Here is a 22,697-nt window from a genome sequence, read left to right on the forward strand (position 1 = left end):
AGGTACGCGCAGGAGTCGATGCTTGAAGGAAGGATGCACCGGGTTCGGTACACGTCGATAAAATTAGGTATCGGGTTGCCCCAAGTCAACTGCGATTCGGCGCAGATTTACCCCGCCGAATCGCAGTGTTCTCAGAAGGGCTTCACCTCGGCGAGAATGACGATGAAGACCAGCGCCAGCGCCGGCACTTCATTGAGGAAACGCAGCGTGCGGGTGGCGATCGGCGCCTCGCCGCGGGCCAGCTTCTTCCCATAGCCCACCGCCCAGCCATGATAGCCGCTGAGCAGCACGACGAGCAGCAGCTTGGCATGCAGCCAGCCGATCCCCGTCTGCCCATCGAACAGCCCGATATTGGCGGAAAGCGCCAGCCCGAGCACCCAGACGATGAGCATCGAAGGCGTGAGGATCATCCGCTTGAGCAGCGCCTCGCGCTTCGCCCAGGCAGCGGCCTCGGGCGTGCCGAGCGCCTCCTGGTGATGGATCAGGTAGCGCGGGAACAGGAACAGCCCTGCCATCCAGAACACCACGAAGATGACGTGGAACGCCTTCACCCAAAGATAGGCACTGCCGAGGCAGCCGATCATGCCGAAGTCCCCTGCACGCGGGCCAGCAGCTGCTCGACATGCGCGATCGGCGTGTCGGGCAGGATGCCATGGCCCAGGTTGAACACATGCGGCCGCTCCGGGAAGGCCGCGAGGATCCGGTCGATGGCGCTGTCGAGCACCGCACCGCCGGTGATCAGCGCCAGCGGATCGAGATTGCCCTGCACCGGCAGCTCCTCCGGCAGCACCGCATTCGCCCAATCGGGGTCGACCGTTTCGTCGAGTCCGATCGCATCAACGCCGGTTTCGCGAGCATAGGCGGCGAGCTTGCCCCCCGCCCCCTTCGGGAATCCAATCACGGGCACCAGATCCCGAACGGCGGCCGCGATCCGGGCGTTCGGGGCGATCACCCAGCGTTCGAACTGGGCCGGGCTCAAGCTACCGGCCCAGCTGTCGAACAGCTGCACCGCCTCCACGCCCGCTTCGGCCTGAGCGCGGAGATAGGCGATGGTCTGGTCGGCGATCCGATCGACCAGCGCCTGCATCAGGCCCTCGTCGCGATAGGCCAGGCGGCGCGCCTCGGCCTGTTCGCGGCTGCCCTGCCCCGCGATCATGTACGTCGCCACGGTCCAGGGAGAGCCCGCAAAGCCCAGGAAGGTGGTCGAGGGGTCCAGTGCCGCCTTCACCCGCCGAATCGTGTCGTAGATGGGCTCCAGGACGCTGGAATCGGCATCGAAGCCGTCGAGCACGTCCCGTGCGGTCACGGTCGGGGCGAGTCTGGGGCCTTCGCCGGTCTCGAACCAGAGCTGCTGACCGAGCGCCATGGGCACCACCAGGATGTCGGAAAACAGGATCGCGCCGTCCATGCCGAAGCGGCGGATCGGCTGCAGCGTGATCTCGGCGGCCGCGTCGGGGTCCATTGCGAGCGCCAGGAATCCGCCCTTCTCGGCACGAAGCGCACGATATTCGGGCAGGTATCGACCGGCTTGGCGCATGAGCCAGACGGGCGGAACGGGCTGGCGAACACCTTGGAGGGTCGCGAGCAGCGGCTTGGATGCGCGAAGAGTCAGAGCCGGGATCCCACTACTAGAAGATTCGATTCTCAGGATGTTGGAGTCTGTTGGCGGGTGAAAGCCGGGGCTTATGGCGATGTGAGTCAGTTGCCAACAATTTGACTCCTGTGGCCATACGGATTCGCCCGGATTCGGGAAATCTGTCCACAAGACTCACAGGCTGTGAACGGAAAGCACAAGCTGGGGACGCCGCTGTGGACGAATCACGCGGGCTTTCCCGAATCTCGGCGGGTTGGCCGGGTGCCGCGGTTACGCTACCGCTTGTTCGCCATGTTATGCACAGATCGCTCCCCAGCCTGATGCGGCTGCACCTCCATCTGCTGTCGGACTCGACCGGCGAGACGCTGGAAAATATCGCCAAGGCCGCCTTGGCGCAGTTCGACGATGTCGAGCCGCTGCGCCATTTCTGGCCGATGGTGCGCAGCGAGGCCCATCTCGAGCGGATCCTCCAGGAGATCGCGCAGAACCCCGGGCTGGTGATCTACACATTGGTCAATCGCGACATCCGCCGCATGCTCGAGACGCGCTGCCGCGCCCTCGGCCTGCCGGCGATCGCGCCGCTCGATCCGGTGAGCCACGCGCTCTCGAACCTGCTCGGGCAGGAGGCGAAGGCGCGGCCGGGGCGGCAGCACATGCTCGACGCCGCCTATTTCGCGCGCGTCGATGCGATCCAGTTCACCATCGCCCATGACGACGGCATCGGCTGGGAGGATTGGGAGGAGAGCGACATCCTGCTCGCCGGCGTATCGCGCTCGTCGAAGACGCCGACCTCGATCTATCTCGCCAATCGCGGCTACAAGGTCTCGAACATCCCGATCGTCGTGGAGTCGCCGCCGCCGGCCAAACTGTTCGACCTGAAGCGGCCGCTGGTCGTCGGCCTTACCACCAGCGCCGATCGACTGGTGCAGATCCGCCGCAACCGGCTGCTCTCGCTCAACCAGGCGCCCGAGACCGACTATGTCGATCAGGAAGCGGTGCAGCGCGAGATAGCCTATGCCCGCCGCATGTTCGCCGACAATGGCTGGCCGGTGATCGACGTCACCCGCCGCTCGATCGAGGAGACCGCCGCCGCGATCATCCAGCTGTGCAACGACCGTGAAATGGACCGCCGATAATGCCGACTCTCGTCCTCGCCTCCCAGAGCGCCTCGCGTCGCGCGATGCTCGATGCCGCCGGCGTCGCGCATGAGGCGCTACCGGCGATGGTCGATGAAGCCAGCGCGAAGGAATCGCTGCTCGCCGAGGGCACGTCTCCCCGCGACCTCGCCGATGCGCTCGCCGAGCTCAAGGCGCTCAAGGTCTCGCGCATGGCGCCGCAGGCGCTGGTGCTGGGTGGCGATTCGCTCGTCGCGCTCGACGATGGCAGCCTGCTCGACAAGCCCGAGAGCCGCGACCAGGCGCGCGATCATCTCCAGCGCATGTCGGGCAAGACCCACGACATCTACAGCGCGGCGGTGATCGCCGAGGGCGGTCGCCCCGTCTGGCGGCATGTCGATCGCGCCCGGCTGCACGTCCGCCCGCTGAGCGACGCCTTCATCGAATCCTACCTCGACCTCGAATGGCCCGCCATTGCCGGCTGTGTCGGCTGCTTCCGGATCGAAGGGCTCGGTGTGCAGCTGTTCCACCGCACCGACGGCAGCCATTTCACCATCCTCGGCATGCCGCTGCTGCCGATTCTCGACTATCTGCGTACCCGCGGAGTGCTGCCCAAGTGACTCGCTATGCCGAGGTGATCGGCGATCCGATCGCCCATTCCAAATCGCCGATCATCCACAAATTCTGGCTCGAGGCGCTGGGGATAGAGGGCGATTATCGCCGGACCCATGTGCTGGGCGACGATCTCGCGGCCTATTTCGCCCGCGCGAAGGACGATGCCGATTGGCGCGGCTGCAACGTCACGATCCCGCACAAGCTGGCGGTGATGGAGCTGGTCGGCGATCCCGGCGGGGTGCGGAACACCATCGGTGCGATGAACACCGTGATCCGCGGCGAGGACGGCGCGCTGATCGGCACCAATACCGATGCCGGCGGCTTCTTCTCGCCGATCGCCGGGCTGGAGCTGGAAGGGCGTCATGCGGTGGTGGTCGGCGCCGGTGGTGGTGCCCGCGCGGTGCTGTTCGCGCTCTCCCGCGTCGGCATCGGCCGGGTGACGATTCTCAACCGCAACGTGCTCAAGGCGGCCGCCTTGCTCTCCAGCTTCGGGATGAAGGGCGATGCGTTGCCGATCGGCGCGCCCCTCCCCGCCGCCGATCTGCTGGTGAACGCCAGCCCGCTCGGCATGGACGGCCAGCCCCCGCTCGACCTGGATCTCGATCCGCTGCCCGAGCATGCGGTGGTGTACGATATCGTCTACGCCCCGCTCGAGACGCGGCTGCTCGCCCAGGCGCGCGACCGGGAGCTGGATACGGTCGACGGCCTCGAGATGCTGGTCGGCCAGGCCGCGCTCGCCTTCGAGCTGTTCTTCGGCGCCGAGCCCCCGCGCGACCGCGACGAGGAACTGCGCGCGCTGCTTACCGCATGAGCAGGCGGCCGATCGTGCTCGGGCTCACCGGCTCGATCGGCATGGGCAAGTCGACGGTCGCGGCGATGTTCGCCGCCGACGGCGTCCCGGTGTTCGACGCCGACGCGACCGTCCACCACCTCCAGGGCCCGAACGGTGCGGCGGTCGCAGCGATCGAAGCCGAGTTTCCGGACACCACCACCGAACTCGGGGTGAATCGCACGCTGCTGCGCGAGGCGGTGATGGCCGATCCCACCGCCTTCGCCCGACTCGAGGCGATTCTCCACCCCGCCGTTGCCGAGGCGCGCGAGTCGTTCCTGGCTGCCCACGCCGAGTCGCCGATGGTCGTTCTTGACGTACCATTGCTGTTCGAGGCTGGCGGCTGGCGGCATGTCGACAAGATCGTCGTTGTCTCCGCCCCGCCCGAGGTGCAGCGCGAACGCGTGCTCGCCCGGCCCGGCATGACCGCGGAACGCTTCGACGCCATTCTCGCGCGCCAGCTATCCGATGCCGAAAAGCGCGCCCGTGCCGATTTCGTGATCCCGACGGGCGAAGGTCTGCGCGTTACGGAAGATTGCGTACGCAAGGTCATCGCTTGCCTCGCGCCGCCTGCGGGTGGATAAGCGCTCCATGCGGGAAATCGTGTTTGACACCGAAACGACGGGACTCAGCTTCTCAGGCGGCGATCGCCTCGTCGAAATCGGTTGTGTCGAGCTGGTGAACCGCGTTGCCACCGGCAACCACTTCCACGCCTATATCAATCCGCAGCGGCCCATGCCGGTGGAGGCGTTCAACGTCCACGGCCTGTCCGAGCGATTCCTCTCCGACAAGCCGCTGTTCGAGGATGTTGTCGAGGACCTGCTGGCGTTCATCGGCGACTCGCCGATGGTGGCCCACAATGCCGGATTCGACTTCAGCTTCCTCAACGGCGAACTGGGCCGCTGCAGTCGTCCCATCGTCGACCTGAGCCGCATGGTCGACACGCTGGTGCTCGCCCGCACCAGGCACCCCGGCGCCAAGCACACCCTCGATGCGCTGTGCAGCCGCTACGGCATCGATCTCAGCGCGCGGACGCTGCACGGCGCGCTGCTCGACGCGCAGTTGCTGGCGCAGGTCTATGTCGAGCTGACCGGCGGCCGTCAGATCACGCTGGGTCTGGCCGAAGAGGTGCCGGTGGTGCCGGAGACCGTCGCCGAGGCGCCGAGCCGGGTACACGTCCGGCCTGCGCGGCAGTTCACCGCGAGTGCTGTGGAACTAGAACGGCACGCAGCGTTTCTGAAGTCCCTGGACGAGCCGCTATGGGGTGTTCCCACAATCGACGCGGTTTCGGCGCAGCCCTAGGTCGCTCGTCCTAATTTGCGAAGTGGAGGTACATATGGATATCCGGATCTCGGGGCATCAGGTCGATACGGGCGACGCGCTCAAGACGCAGGTGACGGATCGGGTTCAGGGTATCGCCGATAAGTATTTCTCCCGAACGATTTCGTCACAGATCACCTTCGGCAAAGGGCCGCACGACAACGGTTTCAAGTGCGACATCGTGATGCACGTGACGCAGGGGCTGGTGCTCAAGGCGACCAACAGCGGCATGGAGGCGCATGGCGCGTTCGACGGCGCGGCGGACCGGATCGACAAGCAGCTGCGCCGTTATGTCCGTCGGCTCAAGGATCGCCGCCCCACCGAAGTCATCGCACTGGCCGAGGGGGGCGCCTATGATAACGGCTTCGATAATGCCGGCTACACGCTGTTCCAGGAACCGCTTGCCGAGGAAGAAGTCGCCGATGCGCCGCTGGTTATCGCGGAAACCCGTGTCGACGTGCCGGATTCAACGGTTTCGGACGCGGTAATGATGCTCGACTTGCGCAATACCAACGCGCTGCTGTTCCGCAACAGCGGCACCGGCGCCTATAATATGGTCTATCGCCGCGGCGACGGGACGATCGGCTGGGTTGAGCCAAACCGCGCACCGGCGTAAGGCCGGCCTGCCGGCGGGCAGCCGCTTCTTTGGAACGAGTAATGACTGATCTGAGCGATTTGCTCGTCCCGGAGGCGGTGCTCGCCGGCGTGACGGCGGGCAACAAGAAGGCGCTGTTCCAGCAGCTTGGTACCACCGCGGCGGCGGCGCACGGCGTCGATCCGCGGCTGGTGGCGGAGCGCCTGGCCGAGCGCGAGCGACTGGGCTCGACCGGCTTTGGTGGTGGCATTGCCATTCCTCATGCGCGGCTGGACGATCTGCCGCGCGTGTGTGGGGTGTTCGCCCGGCTCACCCAGCCGATCGATTTCGGTGCCGTCGACGATCTGCCGGTGGACCTGGTGTTCATGCTGCTCTCGCCGACCAATGCCGGTGCCGAGCATCTCAAGGCGCTCGCTTCGGTTTCGCGCCGCCTGCGCGAGCGGCCATTCGCGGAAAAGCTGCGCGGCGCCGGCTCGCCGGACGCGCTCTACGTGCTGCTCACCGGAGTCGAGGCGCGTGACGCCGCCTGAATCGGCCCCGACCGGGGCCGAGGCGCATTATCGGGCGCTCGAATCGCTCTACGCTGCGGCACCGATCAACCAGCTGTTTCCGTCGGTGCTCGAGATTCCGGAAGCAGGCGTCGCGCGGATTCGCTTCGAGGTCGATCCGCGCTATTTCCACGCTGCCGGCGCGGCGCACGGCACCAGCTATTTCAAGATGCTGGACGATGCCGCCTTCTATGCGGCGAACAGCCTCGTCACCGATCGCTTTCTGCTGACCACCGCGTTCAACCTGCTGCTGACCAAGCCGCTGGCGGAAGGCCCGGTCATTGCCGAAGGCCGCTGGGTAAGCGGCCAGCGCCGCGTGTTCGTCGCCGAGGCGCGGCTGATCGACGCGCATGGCGAGGAAGCGGCGCGCGGCACCGGTACCTTCATGCGCTCGCGCATCCCGCTCGCCACCCTGCCCGGCTATCGCACCGCATGACTCCGCGGCTGACCAGCGCGATGCTGGTGAGCGCGCTGGTACGCCGGGCGGATTCGACCGGCGGTTCGGCGATGGTGTTGGCCAAGGGCGACGCGACCTCGGGCGCGATTCTCCTCCTGCTGCTCGAACGCGGCGGCCGACCCCGTTTTGTCGAGCGGGCGATCGGGCCCGACGGAGTCCCGGTGCTCCTCCCCGCCGGCCCCCGAGAACTGGCCGACGAGGCCGAGGCGAGCGCCTATTGGCGGCGGCGGCGCGAACGCGACACCGATCTGTGGGTCGTCGAACTGGATATCGCAGGCGGCGAACGGTTCGCCGCTGAAACGATGAACCTTTGTTGACAGCCCGAGCCTCGCCCGCGAAAGGAGCTACCACGTTCATTCGCGTTGTGCCGTTCGGGGTGTGAAGTCGATCGGTTACGCAGTCGGGGGGTAAGTCCGGCGGTCCAGTCTCCTCGGGAGCAGTGTCCGACCGCACGCCAACCGCACAATACAGATTTGAAATGAAGTTTCTGCCACGGGCTGCGACTTTCGCAGCTGTGACTTTTTGCGCTGGCGCACTTGCGAATGCCGCCACGCTCAACCTGAACGCGCTCCCGCAGCAGGAGGCGAAGATTCAGGCGACGGTGCAGCCCGCACCGGCTCAGGTACAGAACGTCCTCGCTTCCCAGCAGGTTCCCGCGCCCCAGGCCGCGGTCGAGCAGCAGGGGACCGACACCCAGGACGGCAGCAACACCGAATATGCCACCCTCTCCGACGCGGTTGCCGCACAAGAGGATATCGCCACGCTCGAAGAGGATCGCGAACTGCGCTGCCTCGCCACGGGCGTGTATTTCGAGGCACGCAGCGAGTCGCTCTCCGGCCAGCTCGCCGTCGCCGACGTGATTCTCAACCGCAGCACCTCGGGTCGCTTCCCCGGCTCGGTCTGCTCGGTCGTCACCCAGAAGGGCCAGTTCTCGTTCGTCCGCCACGGCAAGCTGCCGACCCCGCCGGCGAACGCGCAGTGGCGCCGCGCGCTGGCGGTGGCGCAGGTTGCCCGCAAGAATCTGTGGGAAAGCCCGGCCGGGGACGCGCTCTATTTCCACGCGCGCTACGCCAATGCCAGCCTTGGTCGCGCGTCGGTCGCCACGGTGGGCAACCACATCTTCTATCGCTGATCGGCTCGCTGCCGACCGGAATCGAAAAGCCGCCGAAGCGATTCGGCGGCTTTTCTATGTTCGTGGATTGTTCTAGGTTTCCGACCATGAACGCGCACCATCCCCTGCCCCCCTCGCCCTCGCCAGAAGCGTCGGCGCTGGTCAGCGCCGACGTCGTGCGCGGCGTGTGCCGGATGCTGCTGCGCCATGATTGCGTGGCGATCGCCGAGGTGCCGCTGGAAGGCGGCCGGCGGGTCGACCTGATGGCGCTCGATGCGCGCGGCAACATCGTGATCGTCGAGATCAAGGTATCGCGTGCCGATCTGCTCGGCGACGGCAAGTGGCAGGAATATCTCGCCCATTGCGATCGATTTTTCTGGGCGGTGCCGCAAGGCTTCGACCTGCGCCCGCTTGACCAGCCGCATTTCCTGCCCGAACGCACCGGGCTGATCGTCGCCGATCGCTACGACGCGGCAGTGGCGCGCGAAGCGGCGACGGTGCCGCTTGCGGCCGCAGCGCGGCGCAAGGCCACGCTGGCCTTCGCCCGGCGCGCGGGGCGAAGGCTGCTGGGAACGCTCGACCCCGACGTCGCCGACGGGTTCTGAGCGTTTAGAGCTTGGGACCTGCCGCGGCGGCGGCGCGACCCACCTTGGGGGCGTCGGCGAGCAGCTTGGCGATCGTCGGATAGCGGGTTTCGCGCTGGGCATATTCGCGCGCCGAGAGGCCGCCGCCGAAATCGGCGCGATCGGGATCGGCGCCGGCGTCGAGCAGCTTCTTCACCACTTCCGGGTCATGCGCCAGCACCGCACGAATCAGCGGGGTGACGCCGCCATTGTTGGCGAGGTTGACGTTGGCCTTCTTGGCGAGCAGCGCGTCCACGCCCGGGGCCCAGCCGAGGCCTGCCGCGAAGATCAGCGGCGTGTTGCCGTCGCGGTCCTGGATGTTCACGTTCACGCCCGGCTGGTTGATCAGCACCGACAGATAGGTCGGGTCCTGCCGCTTCACGACGATGTGGAGCGCCGCCTCGCCGGTGCCGTACGGATCCTTCACGTTGATCATCGTGACGGCCTTGTCGCGCAGGAACTCGTTGACCTTGTTCCCGTCCTGCTTACGGATCGCATCGAGGAACTGGATGCTTTCGCGCGGCTGGCCCAAGCCCTGGGCCGATGCGGGGAGCGGCAGGAGAAACAGCGCCGCGGCGGCGGCAGAGGCGAGACGGAACGTCATTGCTGGATCGGTACCTTCGATACTGGCGACGGATGCGGCGACCCTCCTAGCAAAGACTGGCGGTGGTTACCATGAACAGCATGTTTCGGATCTTTGGCGTTGCGGCACTTCTGGCGCTGCCGGCCTGTGGCGCGAGCGGCCCCGGCGAGCCGCCGCTGGCCGGCGCGCGCGTTGGCGGTCCGTTCACGCTCACCAACCAGGATGGCAAGACCGTCACCGACGCCGATTTCGCCGGCAAGTACCGCATCGTCTATTTCGGCTACACCTATTGCCCGGACGTCTGCCCGACCGACCTCACCAAGATCGGCGCCGCGCTGCGCACGCTCGACAAGCAGGCGCCGCGCATCGCGCAGAAGATCGTGCCGCTGTTCATCTCGGTCGATCCCGAGCGCGACACCCCGGCGCAACTCAAGCAATATGTCGGCAATTTCCACCCGCGTCTGGTGGGGCTCACCGGCACGCCGCAAGCGATCGCGCAGGTGGCAAAGGAATATGCTATCGCCTATATGAAGCAGCCGACGCCGTCGGGCTATCTGATGGGCCATACCGAGGTCGCCTATCTGATGGGGCCGGACGGCAAGCCGATCACCAGCCTGCCGCTGGAAAAGGATCCCAAGGCGATCGTCGCCGAGCTTGAGCATTGGGTGCGTTGACCATCAAATTCTGGGAAGATCTGCCGCTGGAGGCCCTCGACCGCGCACAATGGGAAGCCCTGTGCGACGGCTGCGGCAAATGCTGCCTCCACAAGCTGGAGGACGAGGAGACCGGCGAACTGTTCGCCACCAACGTCGCCTGCAAGCTGCTCGATCGCCGGATGGGGCTGTGCAAGGATTACAAGCACCGCCGCGCCTATGTGCCCGAATGCGTGCGGCTGACGACGCGCAACGTGCGCGACATCGAATGGCTGCCCACCACCTGCGCCTATCGTCTGCGGGCGAATGGCGAGAAGCTGCCCGAATGGCACTATCTCGTCTCGGGCGACCGCGAGGCAGTGCATAAGGCGGGGGAATCGACCCGCGGCTGGACCATCTCCGAGGACGATGCCGGCGATCTCGAACATCACATGACGGACCGCCGCCTTTGATCGAGGGGCTCGAAGTGATCCGCCATCCCCGCGCGCGGCGGATGCGGCTCGCGATCAACCCCCGCGACGGCAAGGTGCGGCTGACCATCCCGCCGCGCGCCAGCCTCGCCAAGGCGATGCAATGGGTGGGCGAGCAGCAGGTCTGGATCGCCGCGCAACGCGCGCGGCTGCCGGGTGGGCGACCGTTCGTGCCGGGAGCGCGTGTGCCGTTCGGCGATGGCGAGCTTGTGATCGTCTGGCCTGCGGCGGGCGTGCGCGGGGTGCGGCGCGAAGGCGATCAACTGCTCTGCGGCGGGACCGAGGAAGGACTGGGCCGCCGCGTCGAACGCTGGCTCCGCGCCGAGGCGCTGCGGGTGCTGAGCGAAGAAACCGCGTATTATGCGGCGATCGCGGGGGTGCGCGTCACCAAGGTGGCGATCGGCGATGCGCGCAGCCGCTGGGGGAGCTGCGCTTCGACGGGGGTGATCCGCTACAGCTGGCGACTGATCCTGGCGCCCAGCGAGGTCCGCCGGGCGACGGTAGCGCACGAAGTCGCGCACCGGGTGCACATGAACCACGGCCCCGAATTTCACGCGCTGGTCGAGCAGCTCTACGGCGCTGACCCGACGCCGCATCGGCACTGGCTACGCCGCCACGGTGCGGCGCTGCACTGGGTCGGTCGAGCCTAGTATTCGTCGTTGGGCCGTTGGCGGTCCTGCGGTGCCGGCTGGCGCTGCGGCTGGCGGCCGGGCTGTTGCTGCGCGGGCGCGCGGCCGGTCATCCGGTTGATCCAGTCGCGATCGAGCCGTTCGCCCTGCTGTTGGACGGGCGCAGGGCGCCCGCCCTGCTGCGCCGGCGGAGTGCCGTCGCTGTCGCCGCCGTCCTGCGGCTCCACCGGCACCTGCGGCGGCTGGGCGATCGGATTGCCGTCGGGATCGACCATCATGCCGTTGTCGGGTGCGCCATAGGCGTCCTCGTCGGGTTCGAGCATGTTGTCGGGCGGGGTCAGTTGCGTCTCGAACTGTTCGACCGGGCGATTGGCGACCGCCTGGATCATGAAGTCGTGGAAGGCGCGTGCAGGCGCGCGGCCGCCCTGCAGCCCCGGCACGACCTTGGCGTCGTCGCGGCCCATCCACACGCCCGTAGTGAGGCCGCTCGAGAAGCCGATGAACCAGCCGTCCTTGTTCGACGTCGTAGTGCCGGTCTTGCCCGCGACCGGGCGGCCGATCTGCGCCGCGCGGCCGGTGCCGGTGGCCACCGCCGTCTGCATCAGGTCGATCATCTGCGCCGCGACATAGTTGGCGACCAGCACGTGACTCGTGTCCACCTCATGCTGGTAGATCACGCGGTTGTTCGCGGTCACCCGGGTGATGCCATAGGGCGTCACCGCGACGCCGTTGTTGCCGACCGAGGCGAAGGCGCGGGTCATGTCGATCAGGCGGACGTTCGAGGTGCCGAGCACCATCGCCGGCTGGGTGTTGATCGGCGTGGTGATGCCGAAGCGCTTGGCCATGTCCGCCACGGTGGTGAAGCCCACCTCCTGGCCCAGCTTCGCCGCGATCGTGTTGACCGAATAGGCGAAGGCGGTGCGGATCGTGATCGGGCCGCTGTTGCGGCGCGAATCGTTGCGCGGGGTCCAGCCATCAATCGTCACCGGCTCGTCGACGACGATGTCGTCGGGCTTGTGCCCAGCCTCCAGCGCCGAGAGATAGACGAACAGCTTGAACGACGAACCCGGCTGGCGCTGGGCCTGGGTCGCGCGGTTGTAGATCGAGGACACATAGTCCTTGCCGCCGACCATCGCCCGCACCGCGCCGTCGCGGTCGATCGAGACGAGCGCGCCCTGCGCGCCGTCGGGCGCGTTGACGCGGATCGCCTGGTCGGCGCTGCGCTGCATGTTGAGGTCGAGCGTCGTCCACACGTCGAGCGGCGCGTCGGTCTCGTCGATCAGCGTCTCCAGCTGCGGCAGTGCCCAATCGGTGAAGTAGCGCACGCTGTTCTGCTTGGGCTCCGGCGCCAGCTGCACCGCGTGCGGATCGGTCGCGCTGGCCTGCGCGTCGCTGATCTTGCCGGCATCGGCCATCACCTTCAGCACCACGGTCGCGCGATCGACCGCGGCCTCGGCATCGGCGGTGGGCGAATAATGCGACGGCGCCTTCACCAGCCCCGCGATGATCGCGGATTCGCCCAGCGTCAGGTTGGTCGCCGGGTGGCCGAAGAACTTGCGGCTCGCCGCGTCGATGCCATAGGCGCCGCCGCCGAAATAGACCTTGTTGAGGTAGAGCTCGAGGATCTCCTGCTTGGAGAATTTACGCTCGAGCGCCAGCGCGAGGACCGCCTCGCGAATTTTGCGGCCGACGCTGTACTTGTTCGACAGGAAGATCGTGCGCGCGACCTGCTGGGTGATGGTCGAGCCGCCCTGCAGGCGCCGGCCCTCGTCGTGCAGCCGCTTGGCCACCCAGAGGATGCGAAGCACGCCGATCGGGTCGACGCCCCAGTGCGATTCATAACGACGATCCTCGGTCGCGATGATCGCGTCCTTCATCACCTGCGGGATCTGGTCGTACTTGATCCACTCGCCATAGCTCGGCCCGAGCGAGACCAGGACCGTGCCGTCGACCGCATGCACGCGGATCATCTGGCCGTTGGGCGAGGACTTCATCTGGTCGAAGCTGGGCAGCGTCGCCCGCGCCGAATAGACCGCGATCACCAGCGCGATGAAGGCGATCAGCGCCAACGCCACGCCGCTGACCAGCGACCAGAGGAAGAACTTCTTCCAGAAGGAGCCCCGGCGCCACCAGGGCGCAGCTGCGGTTTTCGATTTCACGGCCATGTACGGCGTGGTCGATTACAGCGTGCGGGGCATTCCCACAAGGATCAGGCGGCCGATGCGCCCGCGGCGCGCGCCCGGAAATCGAGGCTGACCGAATTCATGCAATAGCGCAGGCCCGTCGGCGGCGGCCCGTCGGGGAAGACATGGCCGAGATGGCCATCGCAGCGTGCGCACCGCGCCTCGATCCGGCGCATGCCATGACTGGTATCGGCATGCTCGCTGACATGGCCAGCCGCGATCGGCTGGGTGAAGCTCGGCCAGCCGGAGCCGGAATCATATTTGTCGATGCTGTCGAACAGTTCGAGCTGGCAGCCGGCGCAGCGATAGATGCCGTCGGCCTTGTTGTCGTTGTAGCGGCCCGAAAAGGCGCGCTCGGTACCTGCCTCGCGCAGTACGTGGAACTGCTCGGGGGTAAGGCGCTTGCGCCATTCGGACTCGGGGAGGTTCAGCTGTTCCATAGGCCCAAAATGTGGGTCTGGGGGCAGCCGCCGTCAATCCGGGGAAGCGCTCAATCGGGAATGGTGATCCGCTGGACGACCGCCCCGCTCTGCCGCAGCTGCGCCTTCAGCACCTCGGGCCTGGGCGCATAGAGGAAGCCGAAGCTCACCGTGCCCTTGCGGGTACGTACTGCATGGTGAAGCCGGTGCGCCTGGACGATCCGCTTCATGTAGCTGGAGCGGGGAATGTAGCGGTGGCGTATCCGCTTGTGGACGATCAGGTCGTGGAAGCCGAAATAGATCGCGCCATAGGCGGCGATGCCTGCGCCGATCCAGGTGAAGCCCGGCCACCAGCCGAGCTGGACGCCGCCGAGCAGCAGCACGAACGAGGGCACCGCGAAGATCGCGGCGTACAGATCGTTCCACTCCCAATTGCCGGTGCGGGGGCGATGATGGCTGGCATGCAGGAACCAGCCCGGCCCGTGCATGATCCAGCGATGCGCGGCATAAGCGAACAGCTCCATGCCGAGCACGGTAGCGACGAACAGCAGGAAGGCATTGAGCGGCGACATGGCCTCCCTGTAGGCGATTGCGGCCCGCCGTTCCATTGACTTTGCCCAAAGGGGCAGGGTCAGCCCTGCGGCATGTCGAGCAGATCGGCGCCCATCGCCGAGATCAGCCAGTCGTGGAAGATCTGCACCGGTCGCAGCGTCAGCGCGCGGGGGCGGCAGACGAACCAGTAGCTGTAATGACTCTCCACCGCGAGGTCGAACAGCTGCACCAGCCGCTCGTCGCGGGCGGACTGGTAGTGCGATTCGAGCATGAAGGCGACGCCCAGCCCCTGCGCGGCGGCCTCCAGCATCAGGTTGCCCGAATCGAACAGGTCGATCGCGGCGGGCTCGAGATCGGGATAGCCCGCCGCCATTCGCCAGGCGGTGAAGGTCTCGGGCATTTCGCGGTGGACCAATGCGGTCAGGCGCGACAGGTCGGTCGGATCGCGCACCGGGTTGGGGCCCTCGACGAGACTCCGCGCGCCGATGACGTGGACGCGGTTGCGATCGAGCCGGCGCGAGTAATAGCCGGGATCGATATCCCGGGCGATGACGATCGCCGCATCGAGACCGTCGCCCAGCCGCGCCATGCCATGGCTGCCGGTGTCGACGTCGAGATGCAGCTGAGGGTGCTGCTTCTTGAGCTCGGGCAGGCGCGGCAGCAATTGCTGCGTAGCGTAGAGCGGCAGCACGCCGAGTCGGAGCCGCAGCAACTCGCTGCCGCTGGTCATCGTCTCGATCGCATCGGTCATCGTGTCGAGCGCCGGCGCGATCAGGCTGAGCAGCCGGTCGCCATCGTCGTTGAGCCGTAGCGACTGGTGACGGCGCTCGAACAGCGGCTTGCCGATGAAACGCTCCAGCGCCTGCACGCGGCGGCTAAGTGCTGGAGAAGACAGCGCCAGTTCCTCGGCAGCGGCCTTGATCGAGCCCAGGCGCGCAACCTGGACAAAGGCTTCGATGGCAGTGAGCGGCGGAAGGCGACGCATCGAATCCGACTCTCTCAATGGTGCAATGCAGTATACTCAAAGCGGCACTCTCTGCCCGGCGCAGCAGCCCCGCTCCCTCCCCACCAGTATCGCTACGGACAACACTGATTGCAAGCCTTGCATCTACGCGGTGTAATTTTCGCACTTGCACAAAACCGTGCCGCGCTGCACATAGAGCAGGCCTTTCAGGCATCCTCTCCTAAAACTTTCCAAGGCCGCCCTTTTTGAGGCGGCCCTTTTTTTTGCCTCCGCCGTTCTTAGCTTTCGGGCCTACCGCCACGAAGGAACCCAGAATGGCCGATGACGAATCCCGCACCCGCCGCCTTCAGGTCGCCAATGCGCGCCCCGAGGACAGCGGCCGCGGACTGGCCCATATCCCGCGCAGCCTGATGGCTGCCCTCGGCATCACCGAGGGCGATGTGATCGAAATTGTCGGCAAGCGCAGCACGCCTGCACGTGCGGTGCTCCCCTATTCCGAAGACGAAGGACTGGAGCTGCTCCGCATCGACGGGCTCCAGCGCGCCAATGCCGGGGTCGGCTCGGGCGACTTTGTCGAGGTGCGCCGCGCCGATTCGAAGGCGGCGACGCGCGTCGTGTTCGGCCCCGCCCAGGCGAATCTGCGGCTGCGCGGCACCGGCGAGGCGCTGAAGCGCACCTTCTTCACGCGGCCCCTTACCTCCGGCGACACCATCGCCACGGTCGGGCACCAGCGCGCCGACGTGCCGCCCAACGTGCAGCAGTTCGTGCGGGCGCCCGCCTATGCGCTGCAGGAGATCCGCCTGACGGTGCTCTCCACCGTGCCACGCGGCGTGGTGCATATCGACGAGCATACCGAGGTCGAGCTCCGCACCGAATATGAGGAGGCCAAGGAAAGCCGCCGGGCCGACGTCACCTATGACGATATCGGCGGCATGGCAGGCACGATCGACCAGCTGCGCGAGATGGTCGAATTGCCGCTGCGCTATCCCGAGCTGTTCCAGCGGCTGGGCGTCGATCCGCCCAAGGGCGTGATCCTGCACGGGCCTCCCGGGACCGGCAAGACGCGGCTGGCGCGTGCAGTGGCAAACGAAAGCGATGCCAGCTTCCACTTGATCAACGGGCCCGAGATCATGGGCTCGGCCTATGGCGAATCCGAGCAAAGGCTGCGCCAGGTGTTCGAGGAAGCGTCGAAGAACGCGCCCTCGATCGTGTTCATCGACGAGATCGATTCGATCGCGCCGAAGCGCGGCCAGGTGACCGGCGAGGCGGAAAAGCGGCTCGTCGCCCAGCTGCTCACGCTGATGGACGGGCTGGAGGCGCGCGCCAACATCGTCGTCATCGCCGCGACCAATCGCCCTGAGGCGATCGACGAGGCGCTGCGCCGTCCGGGCCGGTTCGATCGCGAGATCGTCGTCGGTGTGCCGGACGATCGCGGTCGGCGGGAGATTTTGGGAATCCACACCCGCGGCATGCCGCTGGCGGAGGATGTCGACCTCGCGGAACTGGCGCGTACCACCTACGGCTTTGTCGGTGCCGACCTCGCCGCGCTGACCCGCGAGGCGGCGATCGAGGCCGTGCGCCGGATCATGCCGCGCCTCAACCTCGAGGAAGGCACGATTCCGCCCGAGGTGCTCGACACGCTGTCGGTCACCCGCGACGATTTCCTGGAGGCATTGAAGCGCGTCCAGCCCTCCGCCATGCGCGAAGTGATGGTGCAGGCGCCGACCGTCCGCTGGGAGGATGTCGGCGGCCTCGACGATGCGCAGATGCGGCTCAAGGAAGGCGTCGAGCTGCCGCTTAAAGATCCGGACGCGTTCCGGCGCCTCGGCATCCGGCCGGCCAAGGGCTTCCTGCTCTACGGGCCCCCGGGCACCGGCAAGACGCTGCTCGCCAAGGCCGTGGCGCGCGAGGCGGAGGCGAACTTCATCGCCACCAAGTCGAGCGACCTGCTCTCCAAATGGTATGGCGAGAGCGAGCAGCAGATCGCCCGGCTGTTCGCGCGTGCCCGGCAGGTCGCGCCCTGCGTGATTTTCATCGACGAGCTCGACTCGCTGGTGCCGGCACGCGGCGGTTCGATGGGCGAGCCGCAGGTGACCGAGCGGGTGGTTAACACCATCCTCGCCGAGATGGACGGGCTGGAGGAACTCCAGTCGGTGGTGGTGATCGGGGCGACCAACCGGCCGAACCTGATCGACCCTGCTCTGCTCCGCCCGGGCCGGTTCGACGAGCTGGTCTATGTCGGCGTGCCCGACAAGGCCGGGCGCGAGCGCATCCTGCGCATCCAGACCGACAAGATGCCGCTTAGCAGCGATGTCGATCTGGGCTCGATCGCCGAGCAGACCCAGCGCTACACCGGCGCCGATCTGGAAGACGTGGTCCGCCGCGCCGGCCTGGTCGCGCTCCGCCAGTCGCTGGCGACGCGCGAAGTGACGATGGCGCATTTCGAGGAAGCGCTGAAGGACTCGCGGGCGACGGTCACCCCGGAGATGGAGAGCGATTACGAGGCGATGCAGGGCAAGCTGAAGCAGCAGGCCTCGTCGATCCAGCCGATCGGCTTCATCGCGCCCGGCATGCTGGAAGGTCGCGGCCCGAAGGGCTAAGGGTCGTCCAACGACCGGAAGGGCTATTGTCCAGGCCCAAAGACCTCGTCATCCCCGCGAAGGCTGGGATCCATTGGCGCTGATGCCGCGGTTCTTTCCGCGAACACACAGGCGAATGGATTCCCGGTCTCGCGGGAATGACGACGGCTTTTGAGGGGCCGTTTGGGTCCACCACCTCCGCGATAGTTCGACCGCTCCCTCCAAGACGCGAGCAGCATGACCGATTCAAACCCGCTTCAGCCTTCCAATCGTCAATGGCTCTGGCCCGCGCTCGGCCTGTTGGGCTTTTCGCTGGCGGGGCTCGCGACCTTCCTCTGCCTGCGCTTCGCCAGCGGGTTCGCGTTCGATCCCGCGCTGCTGCTGGCCTTCCGCACCCCCGGCGACCTCGCCACACCGATCGGCCCGCCCTGGCTGCTCCAGTCGGCGATCGATATCAGCGCGCTTGGCGGCTACACCGTGCTGTGGCTGGCGGGGGCGGCGACGCTGACCTTCCTGTTCGCATTCGGCAAGCGCTCCGAAGCGCTGCTGCTCGGCGGATCGCTGGTCGGCGCATCGACGATCAACGCGCTGCTCAAGATCTTCCTGCACCGGCAGCGCCCCGACGTGGTGCCTCACCTCGCCCATGTCTCCAGCGCCAGCTTCCCCAGCGGCCATGCGATGATTTCGGCGGCGGTCTATCTCACCCTCGGCATCATGGTCGCGCAGACGCAGACCAGCCGATGGGCACGCGCCTATCTGCTAGGCTTCGCGGTGCTGCTGGTGCTGCTGATCGGCTGCAGCCGCGTCTTCCTAGGCGTGCACTGGCCGTCGGACGTGCTGGCCGGCTGGTGCTTCGGCGCGATCTGGGCGCTGTGCATGTTCGCGCTCAACGCGCGGCTGCACCGCCCCCAGAATTTCGGGCGCTGAGGCTCAGCCGTCAGAGGCCTGCGTCGTCCAGCCGAGCCGGGGAATCGTGATCGAGCGCTTGCCCGACAGGTCGACGCGGGTGACGAACAGCCCCTTGCTCTCGATATACTGCATCAGCCGCCGCACGCGGCCGAGCGAGCTGGTGCCGTAGCTGGTCGCGATATCGGTATCGCTCGGGCAGGGCAGCCCCTCGCGCGCCGCCTTGGCGACGAGCAGGAACGGCCCAAGCATGTCGTCGGGTAGGGCCCGCGCCGCTTCCAGCGCCTGCGCCCAGTCGTCGTCGGGATCGCCATGGATGCCGGCACGCGCAGCCGACAGCCTGCGGACGAAGCCCGAAAGATCCAGCGGTGGACGGTTCAGCCCCACCATCCGGCAGCGCACCTGGAAATCCTGGTACAGTACCGCGGGCGAGCGCAGCGTCGACTGTTCGTCCTCGACGATCGCGCGCAGCACGTCGGCGACCAGACCGGCGACTTCCTCGGGATCGCGATCGGGCTCGATTTCCATCGGCGCGGGTGCCGAACGGGCGAGCTGCTCCAGCACCGTTTCCGGCTGGGAATAGGCATGCGCCGGCGGCGGGGCCGGGGGCACCCATTCGGGCTCGGCGGGCGCGAGCAGCAGATCCTTGATGTCTTCGGTTGGCGCCTGGGGCAGCGGGGTCAGCTTGGGGCTGGAGCTGCGCGCGCTGGTTTCTACCGCGCCGATGCGGATCGCGACCGGCCGCCGAGTGATCGCCGGGCCAAGGCCGAGGAAATGCCCGCGCTGCAGATCGCGGATTGCTTCGGCCTGGCGGCGTTCCATGCCGAGCAGGTCGGCGGCGCGCTGCATGTCGATGTCGAGAAAGGTGCGGCCCATCAGGAAGTTGGAGGCTTCCGCCGCGACGTTCTTGGCGAGCTTCGCCAGTCGCTGCGTCGCGATCACGCCGGCAAGCCCGCGCTTGCGGCCGCGGCACATCAGGTTGGTCATCGCCGAGAGCGACGCGCGGCGCACCTCCTCCGCCACTTCGCCGCCGCCGGCGGGGGCGAACAGCTGGGCCTCGTCGACGACGACGAGGGCCGGATACCAATGGTCGCGCGGCGCATCGAACAGACCGTTGAGGAAGGTGGCGGCGCAGCGCATCTGGCCTTCCGCCTCCAGCCCTTCGAGGCTCAGCACGACCGAAGCGCGATGCTCGCGGATACGCGCCGCAAAGCGGGCAACATCGCGCTCGCTATGGTCGACCGCCTCGATCGCGAGATGGCCGTAGCGATCGGAGAGGGTGACGAAGTCGCCCTCGGGATCGATCACCACCTGCTGGACGTGACCCGCAGACTGTTCGAGCAGCCGGCGGAGCAGGTGCGACTTGCCCGAGCCCGAATTGCCCTGGACGAGCAATCGGGTTGCAAGCAACTCCTCCAGATCGACCGGCACGGGTCCGCCCGTGCCGTCGACGCCCATGTCCACGCTGACGGTCATCCGGACCGCTTTGCCGGATCAGGGGGGCCAGCGGCAAGGGCCGCACCACCGAAAACTGTGGGTGTTTGTTTCGCTTCAGGCCGCGTCGGCGGCATTCAGGCGCTGGCGGCGGCGTTCGAGTGCCTGCATCGTCTTCTCGGCGAGCAACGTGAGGCGTGCGGTATCCTGCTCGGTGAGTTGCGGGCGCGCGGTGCTGTCGATCACGCACAAGGTTCCGATCCGCTTGCCGCTGGCGGTGCGCAAGGGCGCCCCAGCGTAGAAGCGGATGTTGGGATCGCCGGTCACCAGCGGGTTCTCCGAGAAGCGCGGATCGGCCTTGGCATCGTGGACGACGAACACGTCCGGCCCGCGGATCGCATGGGTGCAGAAGGAGATCGAGCGGGGCGTCTCCTGCGGCTCCAGCCCGACGCGTGCCTTGAACCATTGGCGGTTGTCGTCGATCAGCGAAATCAACGCGATCGGCACGCCCAGTGCGGCTGCAGCCTCACGCACGATTGCGTCGAACTCGGCTTCGTTGGGGGTGTCGAGCACGCCATAGCCCTTGAGTTCGGCGAGGCGGGCGGGTTCGTCCGAGGGATCAAGCGGCATGCGATGTCTTCCTGCGTTTGCGCCCCCCGGCACAATCGGGCTACTACCGAGGAACAAGTTAACATTTGCTCGACAGCGCAAGCACCTGCCGGGCAGTCTGATGGCAGCCATGCGTCCCGATCCCATTGAACATCTCCGCCGGGTTTTCGGCTATGACGCCTTTCGCGGCGTGCAGGCCTCGGTGGTCGACCGCGTCATGGCGGGCCAGCGCACGCTTGCGGTGATGCCCACCGGTGCGGGCAAGTCGCTGACCTATCAGCTGCCTTCGGTGATGCTGGAGGGCACCTGCGTCGTCGTCAGCCCGCTGATCGCGCTGATGCACGACCAGCTGCGTGCAGCCGAAGCCGTCGGCATCCGCGCGGCGACGCTCACCAGCGTCGACGACAATCGCGCCGAAACCATCGAGCGCTTTCGCGCCGGGCAGCTTGACCTGCTCTATATTGCCCCGGAGCGCGCCTCGGGCGAAGGCTTCCGCAACCTGCTGACGCAAGCCCCGCTCAGCCTGTTCGCGATAGACGAGGCGCATTGCGTTTCCGAATGGGGGCATGATTTCCGCCCTGACTACCGGCTGCTCCGCCCGCTGCTCGACCGCTTTCCGGAGGTACCGCGGCTAGCGCTGACCGCCACGGCGGACGCGCATACCCGTGCCGACATCCTCGAACAGCTGGGCATTCCGGAAGACGGGCTTATCGTCGCCGGCTTCGACCGGCCGAACATCCGCTACCATATCGCCCCGCGCGAGAACACGACGCGCCAGATCATCGACATCGTCGCGGAGAATCCCGGCCCCGGCATCGTCTATGCCCAGACGCGCAAGGGCGTGGAGCAGCTCGCCGAGAAGCTGGCGGCGGAGACCGGGCGGCCGGTGCTGCCCTATCATGCCGGGCTCGATCCCGAGGTGCGGCGGCGCAACCAGGCGCAGTTCGTCGCGAGCGAGGACATGGTGGTGGTCGCCACCGTGGCGTTCGGCATGGGGATCGACAAGCCCGACGTGCGCTTCGTCGCCCATGCCGGGCTGCCCAAGTCGATCGAGGCCTATTACCAGGAAACCGGCCGCGCGGGACGCGACGGCGATCCGTCGGTCGCGCACCTGTTCTGGGGTGCCGACGATTTCGCGCGTGCCCGCCAGCGGATCGGCGAAGTGGAATCCTCGCGCCAGCCCGGCGAGCGCGCCCGACTTACGGCACTCGGTGCGCTGGTCGAGACGGCGGGGTGCCGTCGCCGCATCCTCCTGAAGCATTTCGGCGAGGATCCGCCCGAGACCTGCGGCAATTGCGACAACTGCCTCAATCCGCCGGCGGCGATCGACGCCAGCGTCACGGCGCAAAAATTCCTTTCGGCGGTGTTCCGCACCGGCATGCTGTACGGTGTCGGCTATATCGAGGGCATCCTCACCGGCGTCTCGACCGAGCGCAGCCTGATGAACGGGCATGAGAAACTGTCCGTTTTCGGCATCGTCGATGGGGACGAGGTGGCGATGCTCAAGCCCGTGTCGCGGGCGCTGCTGCTGCGCGACGCGCTGCGCACCAACGAGCATGGCGGGCTGGAGTTCGGTCCCGAGGCACGGCCGATTCTCAAGGGTGAGGCAAAGCTGGAGCTTGTCCTGCCGCCCAAGCGCGAACGGCGTCGCCGCGGCGCCAAGGGGTCGGTGCCCAACCCGGTCGGGAATCCGTTGTTCGAGGCGCTACGCGCCAAGCGCCGCGAGATCGCGCAGGAGACCGGGCTGCCGCCCTATGTGATCTTCCATGATTCGGTGCTGCGCGACATGGCGATGGTGCGCCCGTCGTCGCTGGCGGAGATGGGGCAGCTCTCGGGCGTCGGCGCGCGCAAGCTGGATGCCTATGGGCAGGAGTTCCTGAACGTCCTTCGCCAGTTCTGATCGGCTTCC

General features: G+C 67.1%; 26 protein-coding genes. 17 read left to right on the forward strand and 9 right to left on the reverse strand.

Translation table 11 applies throughout. From position 1 onward, the window contains the following. Positions 1-131: 131 nt before the first annotated feature. Positions 132-584 carry a CopD family protein gene (locus SAZ01S_RS11750; RefSeq protein ID WP_084582451.1) on the reverse strand — a complete coding sequence of 151 codons (453 nt, stop codon included), beginning with the start codon at positions 582-584 and terminating at the stop codon, positions 132-134. Next, positions 581-1,537, reverse strand: a complete 957-nt coding sequence (gene hemE / locus SAZ01S_RS11755) for a uroporphyrinogen decarboxylase (protein WP_245824788.1) — start codon at positions 1,535-1,537, stop codon at positions 581-583. The genes SAZ01S_RS11750 and hemE overlap by 4 nt, the downstream gene beginning before the upstream one ends. A 377-nt stretch (positions 1,538-1,914) precedes the next feature. On the opposite strand from hemE, the gene SAZ01S_RS11760 reads away from it, so the two are divergent. From SAZ01S_RS11760 to SAZ01S_RS11810, 11 genes are all read left to right on the forward strand, one after another. Beyond that, positions 1,915-2,730 carry a pyruvate, water dikinase regulatory protein gene (locus SAZ01S_RS11760; protein ID WP_174596110.1) on the forward strand — a complete coding sequence of 272 codons (816 nt, stop codon included), beginning with the start codon at positions 1,915-1,917 and terminating at the stop codon, positions 2,728-2,730. Continuing rightward, positions 2,730-3,329, forward strand: coding sequence for a Maf family protein (locus SAZ01S_RS11765; RefSeq protein ID WP_084582452.1), 600 nt, complete (start codon positions 2,730-2,732; stop codon positions 3,327-3,329). The genes SAZ01S_RS11760 and SAZ01S_RS11765 overlap by 1 nt, the downstream gene beginning before the upstream one ends. Further along, positions 3,326-4,135, forward strand: coding sequence for a shikimate dehydrogenase (aroE, locus tag SAZ01S_RS11770; protein WP_084582453.1), 810 nt, complete (start codon positions 3,326-3,328; stop codon positions 4,133-4,135). Before SAZ01S_RS11765 ends, aroE begins: the two co-directional genes overlap by 4 nt. After that, positions 4,132-4,737: a dephospho-CoA kinase gene (gene coaE, locus SAZ01S_RS11775; RefSeq protein ID WP_084582454.1), complete on the forward strand. Its 606-nt coding sequence runs from the start codon at positions 4,132-4,134 to the stop codon at positions 4,735-4,737. The genes aroE and coaE overlap by 4 nt, the downstream gene beginning before the upstream one ends. 7 nt (positions 4,738-4,744) lie before the next feature. Then, entirely contained in the window at positions 4,745-5,455 is a 711-nt protein-coding gene (gene dnaQ / locus SAZ01S_RS11780) for a DNA polymerase III subunit epsilon (protein ID WP_084582455.1), read from the forward strand. A 34-nt stretch (positions 5,456-5,489) separates the two neighbouring features. Next, a complete protein-coding gene (gene hpf / locus SAZ01S_RS11785; RefSeq protein ID WP_084582456.1) occupies positions 5,490-6,089 on the forward strand; it encodes a ribosome hibernation-promoting factor, HPF/YfiA family in 600 nt (199 codons plus the stop codon). Between the two features lie 41 nt (positions 6,090-6,130). After that, the gene (locus SAZ01S_RS11790) at positions 6,131-6,598 is read left to right on the forward strand and encodes a PTS sugar transporter subunit IIA (RefSeq protein ID WP_084582457.1); all 468 of its coding nucleotides are present in this window, start codon (positions 6,131-6,133) and stop codon (positions 6,596-6,598) included. Then, positions 6,585-7,052, forward strand: a complete 468-nt coding sequence (locus SAZ01S_RS11795) for a PaaI family thioesterase (RefSeq protein ID WP_084582458.1) — start codon at positions 6,585-6,587, stop codon at positions 7,050-7,052. The genes SAZ01S_RS11790 and SAZ01S_RS11795 overlap by 14 nt, the downstream gene beginning before the upstream one ends. After that, positions 7,049-7,390, forward strand: a complete 342-nt coding sequence (locus SAZ01S_RS11800; protein ID WP_084582459.1) for a DUF1491 family protein — start codon at positions 7,049-7,051, stop codon at positions 7,388-7,390. The genes SAZ01S_RS11795 and SAZ01S_RS11800 overlap by 4 nt, the downstream gene beginning before the upstream one ends. 197 nt (positions 7,391-7,587) lie before the next feature. Then, complete coding sequence (locus SAZ01S_RS11805) at positions 7,588-8,205, forward strand: cell wall hydrolase (RefSeq protein ID WP_245824790.1); 618 nt, start codon at positions 7,588-7,590, stop codon at positions 8,203-8,205. 86 nt (positions 8,206-8,291) lie between these two features. Beyond that, entirely contained in the window at positions 8,292-8,789 is a 498-nt protein-coding gene (locus SAZ01S_RS11810) for an MmcB family DNA repair protein (RefSeq protein WP_084582461.1), read from the forward strand. Between the two features lie 4 nt (positions 8,790-8,793). Here the strand turns inward: SAZ01S_RS11810 and SAZ01S_RS11815 are convergent, their stop codons facing one another. Then, entirely contained in the window at positions 8,794-9,411 is a 618-nt protein-coding gene (locus SAZ01S_RS11815; protein ID WP_084582462.1) for an ankyrin repeat domain-containing protein, read from the reverse strand. A 71-nt stretch (positions 9,412-9,482) separates the two neighbouring features. Between SAZ01S_RS11815 and SAZ01S_RS11820 the strand changes: the two genes are divergently transcribed. Genes SAZ01S_RS11820 through SAZ01S_RS11830 form a run of 3 tightly spaced genes read left to right on the forward strand, consistent with a single transcriptional unit; the run spans position 9,483 to position 11,163 of the window. Next, positions 9,483-10,064, forward strand: a complete 582-nt coding sequence (locus tag SAZ01S_RS11820) for an SCO family protein (RefSeq protein WP_084582463.1) — start codon at positions 9,483-9,485, stop codon at positions 10,062-10,064. Beyond that, positions 10,052-10,495, forward strand: a complete 444-nt coding sequence (locus tag SAZ01S_RS11825; protein WP_084582464.1) for a YcgN family cysteine cluster protein — start codon at positions 10,052-10,054, stop codon at positions 10,493-10,495. The genes SAZ01S_RS11820 and SAZ01S_RS11825 overlap by 13 nt, the downstream gene beginning before the upstream one ends. After that, positions 10,492-11,163 (forward strand): M48 family metallopeptidase, encoded by a 672-nt coding sequence (locus SAZ01S_RS11830; RefSeq protein WP_084582465.1) that lies wholly within the window; start codon positions 10,492-10,494, stop codon positions 11,161-11,163. Before SAZ01S_RS11825 ends, SAZ01S_RS11830 begins: the two co-directional genes overlap by 4 nt. On the opposite strand, the gene SAZ01S_RS11835 is transcribed toward SAZ01S_RS11830, so the two are convergent. Genes SAZ01S_RS11835 through SAZ01S_RS11850 form a run of 4 tightly spaced genes read right to left on the reverse strand, consistent with a single transcriptional unit; the run spans position 11,160 to position 15,281 of the window. After that, complete coding sequence (locus SAZ01S_RS11835; protein ID WP_084582466.1) at positions 11,160-13,307, reverse strand: transglycosylase domain-containing protein; 2,148 nt, start codon at positions 13,305-13,307, stop codon at positions 11,160-11,162. The genes SAZ01S_RS11830 and SAZ01S_RS11835 overlap by 4 nt on opposite strands. A gap of 44 nt (positions 13,308-13,351) precedes the next feature. Then, on the reverse strand, positions 13,352-13,765 hold the full coding sequence (gene msrB, locus SAZ01S_RS11840) for a peptide-methionine (R)-S-oxide reductase MsrB (protein ID WP_084582467.1): 414 nt from the start codon (positions 13,763-13,765) through the stop codon (positions 13,352-13,354). A 50-nt stretch (positions 13,766-13,815) separates the two neighbouring features. After that, entirely contained in the window at positions 13,816-14,316 is a 501-nt protein-coding gene (locus tag SAZ01S_RS11845) for a sterol desaturase family protein (protein WP_084582503.1), read from the reverse strand. A 59-nt stretch (positions 14,317-14,375) separates the two neighbouring features. After that, complete coding sequence (locus SAZ01S_RS11850) at positions 14,376-15,281, reverse strand: LysR substrate-binding domain-containing protein (RefSeq protein WP_084582468.1); 906 nt, start codon at positions 15,279-15,281, stop codon at positions 14,376-14,378. Positions 15,282-15,574: 293 nt separating this feature from the next. On the opposite strand from SAZ01S_RS11850, the gene SAZ01S_RS11855 reads away from it, so the two are divergent. Then, positions 15,575-17,860 carry a CDC48 family AAA ATPase gene (locus tag SAZ01S_RS11855; protein WP_084582469.1) on the forward strand — a complete coding sequence of 762 codons (2,286 nt, stop codon included), beginning with the start codon at positions 15,575-15,577 and terminating at the stop codon, positions 17,858-17,860. A 216-nt stretch (positions 17,861-18,076) separates the two neighbouring features. Then, positions 18,077-18,766: a phosphatase PAP2 family protein gene (locus tag SAZ01S_RS11860; protein ID WP_084582470.1), complete on the forward strand. Its 690-nt coding sequence runs from the start codon at positions 18,077-18,079 to the stop codon at positions 18,764-18,766. Positions 18,767-18,769: 3 nt separating this feature from the next. On the opposite strand, the gene SAZ01S_RS11865 is transcribed toward SAZ01S_RS11860, so the two are convergent. Together SAZ01S_RS11865 and SAZ01S_RS11870 are read right to left on the reverse strand one after the other, a co-directional pair. After that, positions 18,770-20,221, reverse strand: a complete 1,452-nt coding sequence (locus tag SAZ01S_RS11865) for an ATP-binding protein (RefSeq protein ID WP_084582471.1) — start codon at positions 20,219-20,221, stop codon at positions 18,770-18,772. A gap of 75 nt (positions 20,222-20,296) precedes the next feature. Next, positions 20,297-20,809, reverse strand: coding sequence for a GAF domain-containing protein (locus SAZ01S_RS11870; RefSeq protein ID WP_084582472.1), 513 nt, complete (start codon positions 20,807-20,809; stop codon positions 20,297-20,299). Positions 20,810-20,918: 109 nt separating this feature from the next. Here SAZ01S_RS11870 and recQ point away from each other — a divergent pair, with 109 nt between their 5' ends. Then, complete coding sequence (gene recQ, locus SAZ01S_RS11875; protein WP_084582504.1) at positions 20,919-22,688, forward strand: DNA helicase RecQ; 1,770 nt, start codon at positions 20,919-20,921, stop codon at positions 22,686-22,688. Positions 22,689-22,697 lie beyond the last annotated feature (9 nt).

This window comes from Sphingomonas azotifigens NBRC 15497 (assembly GCF_002091475.1).
Classification (GTDB): domain Bacteria; phylum Pseudomonadota; class Alphaproteobacteria; order Sphingomonadales; family Sphingomonadaceae; genus Sphingomonas; species Sphingomonas azotifigens.

Excerpts from the sequence above, each read along its gene's own strand:
- coaE (WP_084582454.1), top strand. The coding sequence starts at position 4,132 with ATGAGCAGGCGGCCGATCGTGCTCGGGCTCACCGGCTCGATCGGCATG.
- SAZ01S_RS11760 (WP_174596110.1), top strand. The coding sequence starts at position 1,915 with ATGCGGCTGCACCTCCATCTGCTGTCGGACTCGACCGGCGAGACGCTG.
- SAZ01S_RS11750 (WP_084582451.1), bottom strand. The coding sequence starts at position 584 with ATGATCGGCTGCCTCGGCAGTGCCTATCTTTGGGTGAAGGCGTTCCAC.
- recQ (WP_084582504.1), top strand. The coding sequence starts at position 20,919 with ATGCGTCCCGATCCCATTGAACATCTCCGCCGGGTTTTCGGCTATGAC.
- SAZ01S_RS11850 (WP_084582468.1), bottom strand. The coding sequence starts at position 15,281 with ATGCGTCGCCTTCCGCCGCTCACTGCCATCGAAGCCTTTGTCCAGGTT.
- SAZ01S_RS11865 (WP_084582471.1), bottom strand. The coding sequence starts at position 20,221 with ATGACCGTCAGCGTGGACATGGGCGTCGACGGCACGGGCGGACCCGTG.
- hemE (WP_245824788.1), bottom strand. The coding sequence starts at position 1,537 with ATGCGCCAAGCCGGTCGATACCTGCCCGAATATCGTGCGCTTCGTGCC.
- hpf (WP_084582456.1), top strand. The coding sequence starts at position 5,490 with ATGGATATCCGGATCTCGGGGCATCAGGTCGATACGGGCGACGCGCTC.
- SAZ01S_RS11860 (WP_084582470.1), top strand. The coding sequence starts at position 18,077 with ATGACCGATTCAAACCCGCTTCAGCCTTCCAATCGTCAATGGCTCTGG.
- SAZ01S_RS11815 (WP_084582462.1), bottom strand. The coding sequence starts at position 9,411 with ATGACGTTCCGTCTCGCCTCTGCCGCCGCCGCGGCGCTGTTTCTCCTG.
- dnaQ (WP_084582455.1), top strand. The coding sequence starts at position 4,745 with ATGCGGGAAATCGTGTTTGACACCGAAACGACGGGACTCAGCTTCTCA.
- SAZ01S_RS11835 (WP_084582466.1), bottom strand. The coding sequence starts at position 13,307 with ATGGCCGTGAAATCGAAAACCGCAGCTGCGCCCTGGTGGCGCCGGGGC.
- SAZ01S_RS11855 (WP_084582469.1), top strand. The coding sequence starts at position 15,575 with ATGGCCGATGACGAATCCCGCACCCGCCGCCTTCAGGTCGCCAATGCG.
- msrB (WP_084582467.1), bottom strand. The coding sequence starts at position 13,765 with ATGGAACAGCTGAACCTCCCCGAGTCCGAATGGCGCAAGCGCCTTACC.
- SAZ01S_RS11810 (WP_084582461.1), top strand. The coding sequence starts at position 8,292 with ATGAACGCGCACCATCCCCTGCCCCCCTCGCCCTCGCCAGAAGCGTCG.
- SAZ01S_RS11845 (WP_084582503.1), bottom strand. The coding sequence starts at position 14,316 with ATGTCGCCGCTCAATGCCTTCCTGCTGTTCGTCGCTACCGTGCTCGGC.
- SAZ01S_RS11765 (WP_084582452.1), top strand. The coding sequence starts at position 2,730 with ATGCCGACTCTCGTCCTCGCCTCCCAGAGCGCCTCGCGTCGCGCGATG.
- SAZ01S_RS11870 (WP_084582472.1), bottom strand. The coding sequence starts at position 20,809 with ATGCCGCTTGATCCCTCGGACGAACCCGCCCGCCTCGCCGAACTCAAG.
- SAZ01S_RS11800 (WP_084582459.1), top strand. The coding sequence starts at position 7,049 with ATGACTCCGCGGCTGACCAGCGCGATGCTGGTGAGCGCGCTGGTACGC.
- SAZ01S_RS11790 (WP_084582457.1), top strand. The coding sequence starts at position 6,131 with ATGACTGATCTGAGCGATTTGCTCGTCCCGGAGGCGGTGCTCGCCGGC.
- SAZ01S_RS11820 (WP_084582463.1), top strand. The coding sequence starts at position 9,483 with ATGAACAGCATGTTTCGGATCTTTGGCGTTGCGGCACTTCTGGCGCTG.